Raw genomic sequence first — 16,148 nt, forward strand, 5'->3', positions numbered from 1 at the left:
CCCCGTCGCGAGCGCGCGCCGCGCTCGGCCCGCCACCCGCGCCGCGTCGTCCGTGGCGCTCGCCGAGCGCGACCTCCCTGGTCAGGTGGCCGCGGACACCGTCATCGAGTCGCCGTCCTCGGTCCGCCCCGAGGGCGGTTCGGGTGCGACCGCCGCGCCCCGCCCGGGTGCCCGGCCGCAGCGACCCGGGACCAAGGGCCGGCCCACCGGCAAGAAGCGCCGGTGACCGACGCTCCTCCGGCTGGTGGGCTGGGTGAGGCGCCGCTCGACGAGCTGATCGCCGGCCTGACCGTCGACGTCCCCGACTACCCGGAGCCGGGGATCCTGTTCCGGGACCTCACGCCGGTGTTCGCCGACGGGACGGCGTTCCGGCGGATGGTCCACGGGCTGGGCGCCCCGGCGGCCTCCGACCCCCGCGTGGCAGCCGTCGCCGGACGGGACGGCGACCCCGGTTTCGACGTGGTCGTCGGGGTCGAGGCCCGCGGCTTCCTGCTCGCGGCGGCCGTGGCGCTGGACGCGGGCGTGGGCGTCGTCCCGGTCCGCAAGGCGGGGAAGCTGCCGCGGGAACGGATCGCCGCCGACTACGTCCTCGAGTACGGGACGGCGACCCTGGAGATGCACGCCGACTCCCTCCGCCCCGGGGCGCGCGTGCTCGTGGTGGACGACGTCCTGGCCACGGGCGGCACCCTCGGGGCGGCCATCGCCCTCGTCGAGCGCCTCGGGGGCGTGGTCACCGCCGTCTCGGTCGTCGTGGAGCTCGCCGCCCTCGGTGGCCGGGAGCGGATCGCGCCGCACACCGTGCATTCGCTCTGGACCACCTGACCGGGGGAGACCCCACCCGGGCGGAGCCCGGCCGGGGGCTGCCCGGCTACCATGGGGAGGGTCCCCTCTCCGCAGGACAGCAGGAGTCGCCGTGGCCCCCGACGTAGCCGCCAACGCGGCTCCCGCGCGGCCGGGCGAGCCCGGGGCCGATGCCGGTACCCAGCCGCAACCGCAGGCCGGCGACGAGACGGCCGCCGGTCCCGTACGCCGACCCGCGCTGCCCGACCGCCCGGTCGTCCGGCGTCCGGACGACGTGGGCTCCGAGCCGGGGGACGCCGAGGCGCCGCGCCGCCGGGTCCGCGACCGGCTGGCCCGCCGCATCGTCGCCAGTCCGCGCACCCCGGTGGTGCGCCCGGTCCTGGAGCCGCTGGCCGCCCTGCACCGGCAGAGCCATCCGAAGGCCGACCTGGTGCTCCTCCAGCGGGCCTACGACGTCGCCGAGGGCGCGCACGCGGGGCAGAAGCGCAAGAGCGGCGACCCCTACATCACCCACCCGCTCGCCGTCGCCACGATCCTGGCGGGGCTGGGCATGGACACCACGACGCTGGTCGCGGCCCTCCTGCACGACACCGTCGAGGACACCGGCGTCACGCTGGACACGATCACCACGGAGTTCGGCTCCGAGGTCACCCACCTCGTCGACGGCGTCACCAAGATCGACAAGGTCAAGCTGGGCGACGCGGCCCAGGCCGAGACGATCCGCAAGATGATCGTCGCGATGGCCCGCGATCCCCGGGTGCTGGTCATCAAGCTGGCCGACCGCCTGCACAACATGCGCACGCTGCGCTTCCTCCCGCCCGAGAAGCAGGAGAAGAAGGCGCGCGAGACGTTGGAGATCCTCGCCCCGCTGGCCCACCGGCTGGGTATGAACACGATCAAGTGGGAGCTCGAGGACCTCGCGTTCGCGACGCTCTACCCCAAGCGTTACGACGAGATCGTGCGCCTGGTGGCCGAGCGCGCGCCGTCCCGCGACACCTACCTCGCCGAGGTCACCTCGCAGGTCAGCGAGCAGCTGAAGACGGCGAAGATCGACGCGGTCGTCACCGGCCGGCCGAAGCACTACTACTCGATCTACCAGAAGATGATCGTCCGCGGCCGCGACTTCACCGACATCTGGGACCTCGTCGGCATCCGGATCCTGGTCGACTCCGTGCGCGACTGCTACGCGGCGCTGGGCATCATGCACGCCCACTGGCAGCCGGTGCCGGGGCGCTTCAAGGACTTCGTCGCGATGCCGAAGTTCAACATGTACCAGTCGCTGCACACCACGGTCATCGGGCCGCAGGGCAAGCCCGTCGAGCTGCAGATCCGCACCCACGACATGCACCGCACCGCCGAGTACGGCATCGCGGCGCACTGGAAGTACAAGGAGAAGGCGCGGGTCGGCGGCAAGCCCAGCGCGGGTGAGTTCGGCGCCCCCAAGGTGGGCTCGCCCGACGACATGCTGTGGCTGCGGCAGCTGCTCGACTGGCAGCGCGAGGCGCAGGAGCCCGGGGAGTTCCTGGAGACCCTGCGCTACGACCTCGGCCCGCAGGAGGTCTTCGTCTTCACGCCGAAGGGCGACGTGATCAGCCTGCCCGGCGAGTCGACGCCGGTGGACTTCGCCTACGCGGTGCACACCGAGGTCGGGCACCGCACGATCGGCGCCCGCGTCAACGGCTCGCTGGTGTCCCTGGACAGCAAGCTCTCCAACGGCGACGTCGTCGAGGTCTTCACCTCGCGGTCGCCCTCGGCCGCGCCGTCCCAGGACTGGCTCTCGTTCGTCGGCTCCTCCCGCGCGCGGACCAAGATCCGCCAGTGGTTCACCAAGGAGCGCCGCGAGGACGCCGTCGAGGCCGGCAAGGAGGCCCTGACCCGCGCGATGCGCAAGGCGGGCCTGCCGCTGCAGCGGCTGCTCGGCGGCGAGGCGCTCAGCACGCTGGCCAAGGACCTGCGCTACGCCGACGTCACCGCGCTCTACGCGGCGGTGGGGGAGAACCACATCTCGGCCACGTCGGTCGTCGAGAAGCTGATGATCGCCCTCGGCGGGGCGGAGGGCGCAGTCGAGGACATCGCCGAGACGGCGATCCCCACCCGCCGGTCGTCGGTGCCGCGACGCGCGGCCAGCGGCGACTCCGGGGTCGTCGTCCACGGCATGTCCGACGTGTGGGCGAAGCTCGCCAAGTGCTGCACGCCGGTGCCCGGTGACGACATCCTCGGTTTCGTGACCCGCGGCGGCGGCGTCAGCGTGCACCGCACCGACTGCACGAACGCCGCCGACCTGCAGCGCAAGCCCGAGCGGCTGGTCGAGACCGAGTGGGCGTCACAGCCCGGCTCGGTGTTCCTCGTCGCGATCCAGGTCGAGGCGCTCGACCGGCACCGGCTGCTGTCGGACGTCACCAAGGCGCTGGCCGACGAGCGGGTCAACATCCTGTCGGCGTCGGTGCAGACCAGCCGCGACCGCGTCGCCGTCAGCCGGTTCACCTTCGAACTGGCCGACCCCGCCCACCTCGGCGCGGTCCTGCAGACGGTGCGCAACGTCGAGGGCGTCTTCGACGTGGAGCGCGTCACCGCGTGAGGTCCCGTCCCGGGCCCCGCCCTGAGCTCAAGCAGAGCGGGGAGGACGGGGTCTCTGTCAGCCGACGACCGTCACCGTCTCGATCGTGACCGGCGTGTTGGGCGCGCCGCCGCCGGGGCTCGGCTCGAACGAACCGTCGTTGCCGGCCTCGGCGATCTTGTCCAGCGTGGCCAGGCCGGCCTCGTCGACGGTGCCTACCGCGGTGTAGTCGGGGCTGAGCTCGGTGTCGACGAAGCAGAGGAAGAACTGGCTGCCGGTCGACCCCGGGGTGCCGCTGTTCGCCATCGCGATCGTGCCCCGCGGGTAGGTGGTCTCCGGCGTGACCTCCTCGGCGAACTTGTAGCTCGGGCCGCCGGAGCCGCTGCCCGTCGGGTCGCCGCACTGGAGGACGCCGAACGTCGGCTGGTTGACCTCGCGGTGGCAGGGGGTTCCGTCGAAGAACTTCTGCGAGGCCAGGTAGGTGAAGCTCGCCGCCGCGCAGGGAGCCGCGGTGCGGTTCAGGTTCAGGGTCATGTCACCCTGGTTGGTCTTCACCAGCAGCGTGCTCGTGCCCTGGGTGGGGGTCGCCTCGGGGGTGGGCGGCGTGCCGACGTCCTTGAGGCTCGGGTTGCCCGACGCGTCCGGCGTGTAGGTGCAGGCGATCGTGCCGTCGGCGTTGGTGGTGGCGGCCGCGGCGGAGCTGGTGACCGGCGCCGTGGGGGTGGCCGACGGGTCCGTCGCCGCCTCCGTGTCGTCGCTCTGGAAGACGCCGGTGATGAGCAGGGCGGCACCCACGACGACGACCACGGCGACGACGGTCGCGATGATGCCCAGGTTCCGGCGGCGCTTGCGCGCCAGTTCGGCGCGGCGCTCCAGCTGCCGCTGCAGGTGGCGCTGCGCGGCTTCACGCCGCTGCTTGTTGGTGGGCACGGTCGAACTCCTCGATCGGGCGGGTGGTCGGTGGGGCGGGTGAGGACGGCACGGCAGAGCGTGCGGGGCCGGACACCGGCAGCCGCGGCACGCGGTCGAGGGCAGAGTCTAGGCGGAGCGGCTGTGCGTTCCCTGGCAGCACCGGGGCACGTCGGGCCCTCCGCGTAACCTGCACGGGTGCTCATCCGCTCCTTTCCCGCAGGCCCGTTCGGCACCAACTGCTATGCCGTGGCCCCTGGCCGGGGTCAGGAGTGCGTGGTGATCGACCCCGGCATGGACGCCGTCGAGCCCCTGGCCCAGATCCTGGCCGAGGACGGGCTCAAGCCGGTGGCGGTGGTGCTCACCCACGGGCACCTCGACCACACCTACTCGGTGCTGCCACTCTGCGACGGTTACGACATCCCCGCCTACCTGCACCCCGACGACCTGGGGATGATCGCCGACCCCGCGCGCTGGCACAGCCCGCAGAACGCGCCGCTGATCGCCGGGCTCCGGCTCCCCGACCCGTCGGAGGTGCGCTCGCTGGACGACGGGGCGGTGCTCTCGCTCGCCGGTGTCGAGCTCACCGTCCGGCACGCGCCCGGTCACACCCGGGGCTCGGTGGTGTTCTCCGTGGACCTGGGCGAGGCGCCCGGCCTGCTGGCCGGCGACGTGCTGTTCGCCGGGTCGATCGGGCGGGTGGACATGCCCGGTGGTTCGTGGGAGGCGATGCTGCGGTCCCTGCGCGACGTCATCCTCCCGCTGGACGACGAGACCCTCGTGCTGCCGGGGCACGGGCCGGCCACCACGATCGGCCGCGAGCGGGCCACCAACCCCTACCTCGCCGAGGCGGCGGCCGGTTCCGGCGCGCCGCCCGCCGGGCGGGGCCTGTGACCGGGCTGACCGCCCCCAAGGGCACGTTCGACGTCCTGCCGCCGGAGTCGGCGCGCTTCCTCGCCGTCCGCGACACGCTGACTGCGCCGCTGCGCCGGGCCGGCTACGGCTACGTCGAGACGCCGGTGTTCGAGGAGACCGCCGTCTTCTCCCGCGGGGTGGGGGAGTCGACCGACGTCGTGACGAAGGAGATGTACACCTTCGACGACCGCGGCGGCCGGTCCCTCACGCTGCGACCGGAGCTCACCGCCGGGTTGATGCGGGCCTTCATCGAGCACCGCCTGCACGACGGGGCGCTGCCGGTGAAGCTGTGGACGGTCGGCTCGGCGTTCCGCTACGAGCGGCCCCAGGCCGGCCGGTACCGGCACTTCACCCAGGTCGACATGGAGGCGCTCGGCACCGACGACCCCGCTCTGGACGCCGAGGTGGTGGCGCTGGGAGTGCAGGGTTTCCGCGACCTCGGTCTGACCGACTTCGAGCTGCTGCTCACTTCGCTCGGCGACGAGACGTGCCGGCCGCAGTACCGCGAGCTGCTCGTGCAGTTCCTCGCCACGCTCGATCTGGACGAGGAGACGCGGCGGCGGGCGGAGATCAACCCGCTGCGCGTGCTCGACGACAAGCGGCCCGAGGTGCAGGCGCAGCTGGACGACGCCCCGTTGATGGTCGACCACCTCTCGGACTCCACGAAGGCGCACTACGACGCCGTGCGGCAGCACCTCACGGACCTCGGGGTGACCTGGACGGAGGCGCCGAAGCTGGTGCGCGGTCTGGACTACTACACGAAGACGACGTTCGAGTTCGTGCACTCGGGCCTCGGGGCGCAGTCGGCGATCGGTGGCGGCGGCCGCTACGACGGCCTGTCGGCCGCGCTCGGCGGACCCGACCTCTCGGGGATCGGCTACGCCGTCGGCGTCGATCGCACGCTGCTGGCGGTGCAGGCCGAGGGCCTCGACATCGGGGTGCAGGCCGGCGTGCAGGCGTTCGTCGTCCCGCTGGGGGCGGAGGCGAAGCGGCTCGCCGTCCGGCTGGTGGGCCAGCTCCGGCAGGCCGGCGTCGCCGCCGACACCGTGTACGGCGACCGCGGGCTCAAGGGCGCGATGAAGGCCGCCGACCGGTCGGGCGCCTCGCACGTCGTCGTGATCGGCGAGCGCGACCTGGCCCAGGGCGTCGGGCAGCTCAAGGACATGCGTACCGGCGAGCAGCACGCCGTCCCGGTGGCCGATCTGTTCGATGCACTGCGACGTGCGACGGTGGAGGAGTGACCATGGAACAGCGGCCGATGGGCCGGACCGGGGCGGACGTGTCGGTCATCGGGCTGGGCACCTGGCAGCTCGGCGGCGACTGGGGGGACGTCGACGACGACGCGGCGGCCGAGGTGCTCGACGCCGCCCTCGACGCCGGCGTGACCCTGCTCGACACCGCCGACGTCTACGGCGACGGCCGGTCCGAGGAGCGCATCCGCAAGGCGCTCGCCCCGCGCGCCGACCGGCCGTTCGTCGCCACCAAGGCCGGCCGGCGCGCCGACCCGTTCGAGGCGGCGCAGTACACCCCGGAGAACCTGCGGACCTGGATCGACCGGTCCCGCCGCAACCTCGGCGTCGACATGCTCGACCTCGTCCAGCTGCACTGCCCGCCACCGGGGGTCTACTCCGACCGGCGCGTGTACGACACTCTGGACGCCCTGGTCGAGGAGCAGGCGATCGCGGCCTACGGCGTCTCGGTGGAGACGGTCGAGGAGGGGCTGACCGCCCTGCAGCACCCCGGCGTGCAGTCCATCCAGGTCATCCTCAACATCTTCCGGCGCAAGCCGCTGGAGGAACTGCTCCCCGCCGCGCAGCGCGCCGAGGTGGGCATCCTGGCGCGCGTCCCGCTGGCCAGCGGCCTGCTCACCGGCAAGTACGACGAGTCGACGACGTTCCCGGCTGACGACCACCGCACCTTCAACCGCCACGGCGAGGCCTTCGACGTCGGTGAGACCTTCGCCGGCGTGCCGTTCGAGGTGGGTGTCGCCGCGGCCCGGGAGGTCGCCGAGATCGCCGGCGACAGCGTGCCGACCGCCGCGTTCGCGCTCCGCTGGGTCATCGACCAGCCCGGAGTCACCACGGTCATCCCGGGCGCGCGCAACGTCACCCAGGTCCGCGGCAACGTCGCGGCCGCCACCCTCGCCCCGCTCTCCGACTCCCAGCTCAGCGACCTCGAGCGCGTGTACGACGAGCGCATCCGCGCCCACGTGCACGACCGCTGGTGAAACTCTTCTCCTACCGCGTCCCTCCCCACCCGCCACCCCGGAGGCATCCGACCGTGCTCCGCACCCACGACGCCGGAACGCTGCGCGCGTCCGACGCCGGTTCGACCGTCACCCTGGCCGGCTGGGTGGCCCGTCGCCGCGACCACGGCGGCGTGGTCTTCCTCGATCTGCGCGACGCCTCCGGCTACGTCCAGGTCGTCGTCCGCGAGGAGGAGGCCCACCACCTGCGCAACGAGTACTGCGTGCTCGTGACCGGGGAGGTGCGCCGCCGTCCCGAGGGCAACGAGAACCCGGAGCTGCCGACCGGCGAGATCGAGGTGGCCACCTCGTCGCTGCAGGTGCTGTCGGCCTCGGCCCCGCTGCCGTTCCCGATCGAGACCGACCAGGCCGCGTCGGACGACGTCCGCTACAAGTACCGCTACCTCGACCTGCGGCGGCAGGGTCCGGCGAAGGCGATGCGGGTCCGCTCGGAGGTCAGCCGGATCGCCCGCGAGGTGATGCACCGGCACGGGTTCGCCGAGGTCGAGACGCCGAACCTCACGCGCTCCACGCCCGAGGGCGCGCGCGACTTCGTCGTCCCCGTGCGGCTGCAGCCGGGCAAGTGGTACGCGCTCCCGCAGTCGCCGCAGCTGTTCAAGCAGCTGCTGATGATCGGCGGGCTCGAGCGGTACTACCAGATCGCGCGCTGCTTCCGGGACGAGGACTTCCGTGCCGACCGGCAGCCGGAGTTCACCCAGCTCGATTTCGAGATGAGCTTCGTCGAGCGCGACGACGTGCTGGCGATCGCCGAGGACGTCGTCCGGGCGCTGTGGCGCGAGCTCGCGGACTACGACGTCCCGGAGATCCCGCGGATGACCTACCGCGAGGCCATGGACCGCTTCGGGTCGGACAAGCCCGACCTGCGTTTCGGCATCGAGCTGACCGAGCTCACCGAGTACTTCTCCGACACCCCGTTCCGGGTCTTCCAGGCGCCCTACGTCGGAGCCGTCGTGATGCCCGGCGGCGGCTCCCAGCCGCGGCGGGCCTTCGACGCGTGGCAGGACTGGGCGAAGTCCCGCGGGGCGCGGGGCCTGGCCTACGTGACGATCGCCGAGGACGGCGCGCTCGGCGGCCCGGTTGCGAAGAACATCTCCGACGCCGAGCGCGACGGGCTCCTGGCCGCGGTCGGGGCCTCTCCCGGCGACTGCGTGTTCTTCGCCGCGGGCGGCCGGCGCACGTCGCAGGAACTGCTGGGGGCGGCACGCAACGAGATCGCCAAGCGGCTGGAGCTCATCGAGCCCGGCTCGTGGTCGTTCCTCTTCGTCGTCGACTTCCCGATGTTCGAGGAGACCGAGGACGGCTCGTGGACGTTCATGCACCACCCCTTCACCTCGCCTACGCCGGAGTGGCGGGAGACCTTCGCCGAGAACAAGGGCGAGGCGCTGTCGGACGCCTACGACATGGTGGTGAACGGCAACGAACTGATGAGCGGCTCGGTGCGTATCCATGACGCCGCGCTGCAGGAGAAGGTCTTCGAGACGCTCGGGATGTCGACGGAGGAGGCCCGCGAGCGCTTCGGGTTCTTCCTGGAGGCCTTCGCCTACGGCCCGCCGCCGCACGCGGGCGCGGCCATCGGATGGGACCGCACCTGTGCTCTGCTGTCGGGCGTGGAGTCGATCCGCGAGGTCATCGCCTTCCCGAAGACCGGCGCCGGGTTCGACCCGCTGACCGGCGCGCCCACGCCCATCACCGAGGCGCAGCGCAAGGAGGCCGGCATCGACGCCAAGCCGGAGGAGCCGCCGCTGCCGGGCGAGCCCGGAGCACCGGGGCCCACCGACCCGACCCGCTGAAGGGGGGCGCTCCAGCCCCTTGTCGGCCGGTCAGGACCGGCGGAGCATTCGCGTCCGTGGAGATGACTGTGGTCCTCGAACCGGACCCGGAGACCGATCCCGAGGACCGGGAGCGGCTCGCCCGCCAGCTGCGCAACGAGCTGCGGACACTCGAGGTGGACGACGTGACCACCGTCGAGGGAGCCGCACCTCCCGAGGGCGCGAAGGGCGTGGGGGCGTCCCTCACCGAGCTGCTCGTGACGATGAGCGCCGGCGGAGGTGTGTTCGTGACGGTCATCGCGACCATCAAGGACTGGCTCGGCCGCCGCGGGGCCGGGCACAAGGTGAGCGTGACCATCGACGGCGACACCCTGGAGCTCAGCGACGCGACCCCCGTGGAGCGCGCCGCACTGATCGACACGTTCGTCCGCCGTCACCAGCCTGCGTGACCCCGTGCCCGGTGCCCGCAAGGCCCTCGTCGTCGCCACGTACGCCTACAGCGACGGCGGCCTGAAGCGGCTCACCGCACCACAGCACGACGCGGAGTCCTTCGCCTCGGTCCTGGAGGACCCGGCGATCGCCGGCTTCGACGTCACGATGCTGGTCAACGAGCCCCACTACGTGGTCGGCGAGGCGATCGCCGACTTCTACGCCGGTGCCCGCTCGGACGACCTGACGCTGCTGTACTTCACCGGGCACGGGCTCAAGGACGACGAGGGCCGGCTCTACCTGGCGATGACGAACACCCGCCGCGAGGCGCTCATGTTCACCGCCATCTCCGGCGCCCAGCTCAACGACGCCATGGACGCCTCCCGGTCGCGGCGCAAGGTGCTCATCCTCGACTGCTGCTACAGCGGCGCCTTCCCCGCCGGACGGAGCGCCAAGGCGGACGAGGGCGTGCAGACCCTCGAGCGCTTCCAGGGCAAGGGCCGGGCGGTGCTCACCGCCTCCGACGCCACCCAGTACGCGTTCGAGGGCGACGACCTGCGCGGGTCCGGGACGTCGTCGGTGTTCACCCGGCATCTGGTCGAGGCCATCAGCAGCGGGGCGGCGGACCTCGACGAGGACGGTGACATCGCCCTGGACGAGCTGTACAGCTACGTGTACGAGCGGGTGGTCGCCGAGATGCCGCAGCAGCGGCCGAAGAAGCAGGAGGACGTCGACGGGCGGATCCTCGTCGCCCGCAACGTGAACTGGACGCTGCCGTCCTACCTCCAGCACGCGATCGACAGCCCGATCGCGGCGCAGCGGCTGAGCGCGGTGGACGAACTCGGCCACCTGCACCGCGTGGGCAACGAGGTCGTCCGCGCGGCGGTGCTGGGACGGCTCCGGGCGCTGGCCGCCGACGACAGCCGGTCGGTGTCGTCCGGCGCCACCGCGATGCTGGAACGGATCGGAACGGGAACGCAGCCGCCGGACACCGTGCCTGCCCCTCGCCAGGTGCCCGTCGTCGACACGGCCCCTGCGCCGGCCGTCCCGGCGCGGGCGCCGAGCGCCCCGTCGCTGCCTTCGCCCGAGGTGCCCGCCCGGACGCGCGGTCCGCTGCCGGACGCTGACGGCCCGGTGCCCTCCGACGTCCGGGAGAGCCCGCCGGCCGAGCATGGCAGCCGACCGTCGGTCGCCACGCGGACCCTTCCGCCGATCCTCCTCGTGGCCGGCGTGCTGCTCACCGTCTCCCGGTTCCTGGTGTTCGAGCCGTCGAACGACTACCACGCGATCGACATGGGCTGGTCCACCGCCGGCTGGGTGGTCCAGGTGCTGCTGCCGCTGCTGGCGGCCCTCGGTGTGCTGCTCGCGGGGCGCGGTTGGACGGCGCACGTGGCACTGGCTGCCGGTGTCTCGGCCGGTGTGCTGCTCAACCTGATCGGGCAGCTGTCGATGGCGGCCGCGGTCACGCTCGACCCCGACGTGGGGTACGCCCTCGGCCCGGCGTGGTGGCTGATCCTGGTCGCCGCCCTCGTCCTGGCCGGCGCGGTGGTCGTGGCCGTCTCGATGCCAGCGCTCCGCGCGCACGCCGGGATCGGGCGGCGGCGGTGGGCGCTGTTCGGGGGCGCGCTCGTCGTGGCGGCGGCCGTCGGCTGGCTCCTGGTCGGCCCGGTCAGCACCGACTTCGGCTGGTGGCTGCACCTCCGCATCGCCGGCCTCCTGCTGACCGCCGCCTGCCTCCCGGTCGCCGTGCTCGACCTCGCCCCCGCGCAACGGCTCTTCGGCCTGGCCGCGGTCACCACGACCGGGATCTGGCTCGCCGCCAGCGCCGTGGAGGGCCTGGCGGTGCAGCCCTCCGGGTCCCAGTCGGGTCCGCTGCTCGTCACCCTCGTGCTGGCGCTCGTGCCGGTGGGCGGGGCCTACCTGGGGCAGGCGCGGCCCAGGGGCCGGACCGCACCGGGCTAGCCGTCGACGTCGCCGGTAGCGTTCCGGGCATGCCGTTGCGTGCCCGAACCCTGCTCGGACCCGGCCCCTCCAACCCGTACCCGGAGGCGACGGTCGCCCTCGGCCAGCCGCTGCTCGGCCACCTCGACCCGGAGTTCCTGCGGATCCTGGACGAGACGTCCGACCGGTTGCGGCAGGTCTTCGGGACGGCGAACCGGCGCACCCTGCCACTGTCGGCGACCGGCTCCGCGGGCATGGAGGCGGCGTTCGTCAACACCGTGGGCCCGGGCGACGTGGTGGTCGTGGCGGTCAACGGGCTGTTCGGCCAGCGGATGGTGGAGGTCGCGTCGCGGTGCGGCGCGGAGGTCGTCGCGGTGGAGCACGACTGGGGGCAGCCGGTCGACGCCTCCCGCGTGCTGGACGCGCATCCCTCGCCGAAGCTCATCGCCGCCGTGCACGCCGAGACCTCGACCGGTGTGCTGTCGGACCTCGAGCCAGTGGCCGCCGGCAAGGGCGACGCCCTGCTGCTGGCCGACTGCGTCACCTCGCTCGGCGGCGTGCCCGTGCGGCTGGACGACTGGGACGTGGACCTCGCCTACTCCGGCTCGCAGAAGTGCCTCGGGGTGGCCCCCGGCCTTGCGCCGTTCACGATCAACGACCGGGCGTGGGAGCGCCGGATCGAGAAGCCGCAGAGCTGGTACCTCGACCTCGGCCTGCTGGGCGGCTACGCGGGGGAGGCCGCGGGCTCGGGCCGGACGTACCACCACACCGCGCCGACCGGCATGGTCGTCTCGCTGCACGCGGGCCTCGGCCGGATCCTCGAGGAGGGGCTGGAGGCCGTCCACGCGCGGCACGCCGAGGCCGGCCGGCTGTTGCACGAGGGCCTGGCGGAGCTCGGCCTCGAGCTGTTCGCCGCCGAGGGCCACCGCCTGCCGGAGCTGACCACGGTGAAGGTGCCCGACGGCGTCGACTCGGCCGCGGTCCGCAAGGAGCTGCTGGAGCGCTACGACCTGGAGATCGGCGGGGGAGTGGGCGCCTATGCGAGCTCCGTCTGGCGGATCGGACTGATGGGCCCGAACGCGGCGCCCGACAAGGTCGCCCTCGTGCTGGCCGCCCTCAAGGAGACCCTCGCCCGCTGACCCCCGGGCTCGTCGGCCGCCGAGTGCTGACTTGTCGTCGTCCGCGCCGGCGTGCCCGCCCGTGTCGACGACGACAACTCAACACTCGCGCGTCACCAGCGGGCGCCGCGGCTGCGCAGGGCTCCGGCGACCCGGTCGACGACATCCGCGCGCCGGTGGAGATGTCTCGCCCCGAACCGGAGCAGCAGCCACCCGCCGGCAGCCATGAGGGAGTAGCGGTCGAGGTCGCGCCCGAACTGCGGGCCCTCAGCGTGCTGTCGCCCCTCGTACTCGAGCGCGACCTTCCAGCGCGAGTAGCCGAGGTCGGCATGCGCCACCTCACGTCCGTACCCGTCGAACACGGGCACCTGGGGTTCGGGATCCGGCAGGTCACTGGCGACCAGCCAGTAGCGGAACAGGCTCTCCGGGCGCGACGCCGCCAGAGGACTCAGGATCGGCGCGACGTCACGGGCCAGCACGACCCCGCGACTCCCATGGGCGCGCTCCAGGCGTGCGCCGAGTGTCTCGTGCGAGAGATGACCGGCCCGGCAGAGCGCGTCCCCGACGGCCACCAGCTCGTCCGGCGCCAGAACGGCCGCCAGGTCGAGCAGTGTCTGTGGACCGCTCGTCAACCGCAGCCCGCCGTGGTCGACGACGTCCTCGGACCCCAGCCTGCGCACGTGGACCCGGACGTTGCGCCGCTGCGGCCGGCTGATCCCGGGCGGCACGATGATCTGCAGGGGCAATGCCGGCGACACCGGTGCCCCCAGCACCCAGGCGGCGGTCAGGTGCGAGAAGACCGCGCTGCCCGGCAGCACCGGCGCGGCCGCATGACAGGCGTTCAGGAGCGTGAGCGGAACGGCGCGCGACACGTAGGCACCACGGGTCACCCGGACGCCGTCGTCCCTCAGTTCTGCTCGCGTCACACCGGCGGCGACCGCCGCTGCCCAGCTGTATGTCGGCGGTAGAGCGTGTCGTTCCACCGGCCGACGATCACCGCGTGCCCTGCTCGGAGAGCGGCCTCGGGCCTATCGGTGGACGACGCCGAGGCCTGTGGATCCGGCGAGTACTGACTTGTCGTCCTCTGCGACGGCGTGTCCGCCCGTGTCGTCGACGACCACTCAGCACTCGACCCGGTAGCGGCGGCCGGGAAGGCGGGGGTCAGGCGGTGTTGAGGCGGTTCAGCTGGTCGTCGGTCAGCGTCACGTGGGTCGCGGCGGCGGAGTCCTGGATCGACCGGGGGCGAGAGGCACCGGGGATCGGGATCACGACGTCGGCCTGGGCGAGGTGCCACGCGAGCGTGACCTGATAGACCGACACGCCCAGTTCCTCTGCCACCTCGGCGAACGCCGGCGCCTGCGCGTCGAGGGATCCGGCCGCGCCCACCCCGCCGAACGGGCTCCACGGCAGCCAGGCCAGCCCGTGCTCCGCGCAGTGCGCCAGCTCCACGGCGGAGGACCGGTAGCCGGGGGAGAACTGGTTCTGGACGCTCACCAGTGCCTCGCCGAGGACGGCGCGAGCCGAGTCGATCTGCGGGATGGAGGCGTTCGAGATGCCGACCATGCGCACCAGGCCGTCGTCGTACAGCGCCCGCAGCGCAGCCATCGACACCTCCCACGGCGTCGTCGGGTCGGGCCGGTGGAACTGGTACAGCCCGATCGCCTCGACGCCCAGGCGCTTGAGCGACGCCTCGCACGCCTGCCGCAGGTAGGACGGCGACCCGTCGAGACCCCAGTCGGTGCCCTCACGGGTGTGCCCGCCCTTCGTGGCCACCAGCACGTCCTCGGCGCCCGATCCGTAGGACGCCAGCGCGGCCGCCACCAGGGACTCGTTGTGCCCGAACTCGGCCTCGTCCCGCGCGTAGGCGTCGGCGGTGTCGATCAGGGTGACCCCGGCGTCCACGGCGGCGTGCACCACGGCCTCGGCCTCGGCCGGGGAGGGGCGGTCCTCCTTCGTCGACAGGGGCATGGCGCCCAGCCCGATCGCGCTCACGGTGACGCGCCCGACGGTCTCGTTCCCGATGCTCCGCTGTTCCACGAGACCTGTCGTGCCCCGCGGGTAGCGTCGCAACCGTGAGTTCGCTGTTCGACGACCCGGTGGAGGCCGCGGCGGAGGCGGCGGTCGACGCGGGTGCGCCGCTGGCCGTGCGCATGCGGCCGCGCGCCCTGGACGAGGTCGTCGGCCAGCAGCACCTCCTCGGTGAGCGCGCCCCCCTGCGCCGGCTGGTCGAGTCCGACGAGCCGATGTCCCTGGTCCTCTACGGCCCGCCCGGCACCGGCAAGACGACGCTGGCCCACGTCATCTCGCTGGCGACCAAGCGGCAGTTCGTACAGCTCTCGGCGCTCGACTCCGGGGTCAAGGAGGTGCGCGCGGTGATCACCGCGGCCAAGCGCGAGCTCACGTACGCGGGCCGGCGGACGGTCCTGTTCATCGACGAGGTCCACCGGTTCTCCAAGACCCAGCAGGACAGCCTGCTGTCGGCGGTGGAGGACCGGATCGTCAGCCTCATCGCCGCGACCACGGAGAACCCGTTCTTCTCCGTCGTCAGCCCGCTGCTGAGCCGCAGCCTCGTCCTGGCGCTGCAGCCGCTCAGCGACGACGACGTCCGCGCCGTCCTGCACCGCGCTCTCACCAGCGAGCGCGGGCTCCACGGCGCGGTCACGCTCACCGACGAGGCGGAGAAGCACCTGCTCCGGATCGCCGGCGGCGACGCCCGCAAGGCGCTCACGGCACTCGAGTCCGGCGCCGGGGCGGCGAAGGCCGCGAGCACCGACGTGCTGGACCTCGAGACGTTGGAGACGGCCGTCGCGCAGGCCGCGGTCCGCTACGACCGGCAGGGTGACCAGCACTACGACGTCACCAGCGCGCTGATCAAGAGCATCCGCGGCAGCGACGTCGACGCCGCGCTGCACTACCTGGCCCGCATGGTGGCCGCGGGGGAGGACCCGCGCTTCATCGCGCGCAGGCTGGTCATCTCCGCCAGCGAGGACATCGGCATGGCCGATCCGACGGCCCTGCTCACCGCGGTCGCCGCCGCCGATGCCGTCGCCTTCATCGGCATGCCCGAGGGGCACTTGTCGCTGGCGCACGCCGTCGTCCACCTGGCCACCGCGCCGAAGTCCAACGCCGTCACCGTCGGCATGGGCGAGTCGATGGCCGACGTCCACGCGGGGCTGGCTGGCCCCGTGCCGCCGGGACTGCGCGACGGCCACTACCCCGGCGCCAGGAAGCTCGGGCACGGCACGACCTACAGCTATCCGCACGCCCACCCGGACGGCGTCGTCCCCCAGCAGTACCCACCCGACGCACTGGTGGGGAAGGACTACTACCGGCCGACGAACCGGGGCGCGGAGGCCCGGCTGGGCGAGCGCCTGGCGAAGCTCCGCGCGATCGTCCGACGCACCCGCTGACACACCGCCGCAGACCGGCAGGCGACGGACGCC

13 protein-coding genes and 1 pseudogene are annotated in these 16,148 nt (G+C 73.0%); 11 read left to right on the top strand and 3 right to left on the bottom strand.

Annotation, left to right across the window (positions count from 1 at the left end; translation table 11 throughout):
* The 3 genes and pseudogenes from E4P40_RS28545 to E4P40_RS12185 form a co-directional block, all read left to right on the top strand.
* Positions 1 to 226 (top strand): annotated as a pseudogene (locus tag E4P40_RS28545) (protein translocase subunit SecF); the annotation flags it as partial.
* A complete protein-coding gene (locus E4P40_RS12180; RefSeq protein WP_135158868.1) occupies positions 223 to 822 on the top strand; it encodes an adenine phosphoribosyltransferase in 600 nt (199 codons plus the stop codon). The pseudogene E4P40_RS28545 and the gene E4P40_RS12180, both read left to right, overlap by 4 nt.
* A 91-nt stretch (positions 823 to 913) precedes the next feature.
* Positions 914 to 3,379, top strand: a complete 2,466-nt coding sequence (locus tag E4P40_RS12185; RefSeq protein WP_135158869.1) for a bifunctional (p)ppGpp synthetase/guanosine-3',5'-bis(diphosphate) 3'-pyrophosphohydrolase — start codon at positions 914 to 916, stop codon at positions 3,377 to 3,379.
* Positions 3,380 to 3,436: 57 nt separating this feature from the next.
* On the opposite strand, the gene E4P40_RS12190 is transcribed toward E4P40_RS12185, so the two are convergent.
* The gene (locus tag E4P40_RS12190; protein ID WP_135158870.1) at positions 3,437 to 4,288 is read right to left on the bottom strand and encodes a peptidylprolyl isomerase; all 852 of its coding nucleotides are present in this window, start codon (positions 4,286 to 4,288) and stop codon (positions 3,437 to 3,439) included.
* A gap of 177 nt (positions 4,289 to 4,465) precedes the next feature.
* Between E4P40_RS12190 and E4P40_RS12195 the strand changes: the two genes are divergently transcribed.
* The 7 genes from E4P40_RS12195 (at position 4,466) to E4P40_RS12225 (ending at position 12,726) form a co-directional block, all read left to right on the top strand.
* Positions 4,466 to 5,161, top strand: coding sequence for an MBL fold metallo-hydrolase (locus E4P40_RS12195; RefSeq protein ID WP_135158871.1), 696 nt, complete (start codon positions 4,466 to 4,468; stop codon positions 5,159 to 5,161).
* The gene (gene hisS / locus E4P40_RS12200) at positions 5,158 to 6,423 is read left to right on the top strand and encodes a histidine--tRNA ligase (protein ID WP_135158872.1); all 1,266 of its coding nucleotides are present in this window, start codon (positions 5,158 to 5,160) and stop codon (positions 6,421 to 6,423) included. The genes E4P40_RS12195 and hisS overlap by 4 nt, the downstream gene beginning before the upstream one ends.
* A gap of 2 nt (positions 6,424 to 6,425) precedes the next feature.
* Entirely contained in the window at positions 6,426 to 7,409 is a 984-nt protein-coding gene (locus E4P40_RS12205; protein ID WP_135158873.1) for an aldo/keto reductase, read from the top strand.
* A 53-nt stretch (positions 7,410 to 7,462) separates the two neighbouring features.
* Positions 7,463 to 9,238, top strand: a complete 1,776-nt coding sequence (gene aspS, locus E4P40_RS12210; protein WP_135158874.1) for an aspartate--tRNA ligase — start codon at positions 7,463 to 7,465, stop codon at positions 9,236 to 9,238.
* A 68-nt stretch (positions 9,239 to 9,306) separates the two neighbouring features.
* The gene (locus tag E4P40_RS12215) at positions 9,307 to 9,666 is read left to right on the top strand and encodes a hypothetical protein (protein ID WP_209305286.1); all 360 of its coding nucleotides are present in this window, start codon (positions 9,307 to 9,309) and stop codon (positions 9,664 to 9,666) included.
* Between the two features lie 4 nt (positions 9,667 to 9,670).
* Entirely contained in the window at positions 9,671 to 11,608 is a 1,938-nt protein-coding gene (locus tag E4P40_RS12220) for a caspase family protein (protein WP_135158875.1), read from the top strand.
* A gap of 29 nt (positions 11,609 to 11,637) precedes the next feature.
* A complete protein-coding gene (locus E4P40_RS12225) occupies positions 11,638 to 12,726 on the top strand; it encodes an alanine--glyoxylate aminotransferase family protein (protein WP_135158876.1) in 1,089 nt (362 codons plus the stop codon).
* Between the two features lie 92 nt (positions 12,727 to 12,818).
* On the opposite strand, the gene E4P40_RS12230 is transcribed toward E4P40_RS12225, so the two are convergent.
* Together E4P40_RS12230 and E4P40_RS12235 are read right to left on the bottom strand one after the other, a co-directional pair.
* The gene (locus tag E4P40_RS12230; RefSeq protein ID WP_245160295.1) at positions 12,819 to 13,577 is read right to left on the bottom strand and encodes a hypothetical protein; all 759 of its coding nucleotides are present in this window, start codon (positions 13,575 to 13,577) and stop codon (positions 12,819 to 12,821) included.
* 289 nt (positions 13,578 to 13,866) lie between these two features.
* Positions 13,867 to 14,742: an aldo/keto reductase gene (locus tag E4P40_RS12235; protein ID WP_135158878.1), complete on the bottom strand. Its 876-nt coding sequence runs from the start codon at positions 14,740 to 14,742 to the stop codon at positions 13,867 to 13,869.
* 35 nt (positions 14,743 to 14,777) lie between these two features.
* On the opposite strand from E4P40_RS12235, the gene E4P40_RS12240 reads away from it, so the two are divergent.
* Positions 14,778 to 16,115, top strand: coding sequence for a replication-associated recombination protein A (locus E4P40_RS12240; RefSeq protein ID WP_135158879.1), 1,338 nt, complete (start codon positions 14,778 to 14,780; stop codon positions 16,113 to 16,115).
* Positions 16,116 to 16,148 lie beyond the last annotated feature (33 nt).

The sequence above is a fragment of the Blastococcus sp. CT_GayMR20 genome (genome assembly GCF_004570345.1).

Excerpts from the sequence above, each read along its gene's own strand:
- E4P40_RS12205 (WP_135158873.1), top strand. The coding sequence starts at position 6,426 with ATGGAACAGCGGCCGATGGGCCGGACCGGGGCGGACGTGTCGGTCATC.
- E4P40_RS12225 (WP_135158876.1), top strand. The coding sequence starts at position 11,638 with ATGCCGTTGCGTGCCCGAACCCTGCTCGGACCCGGCCCCTCCAACCCG.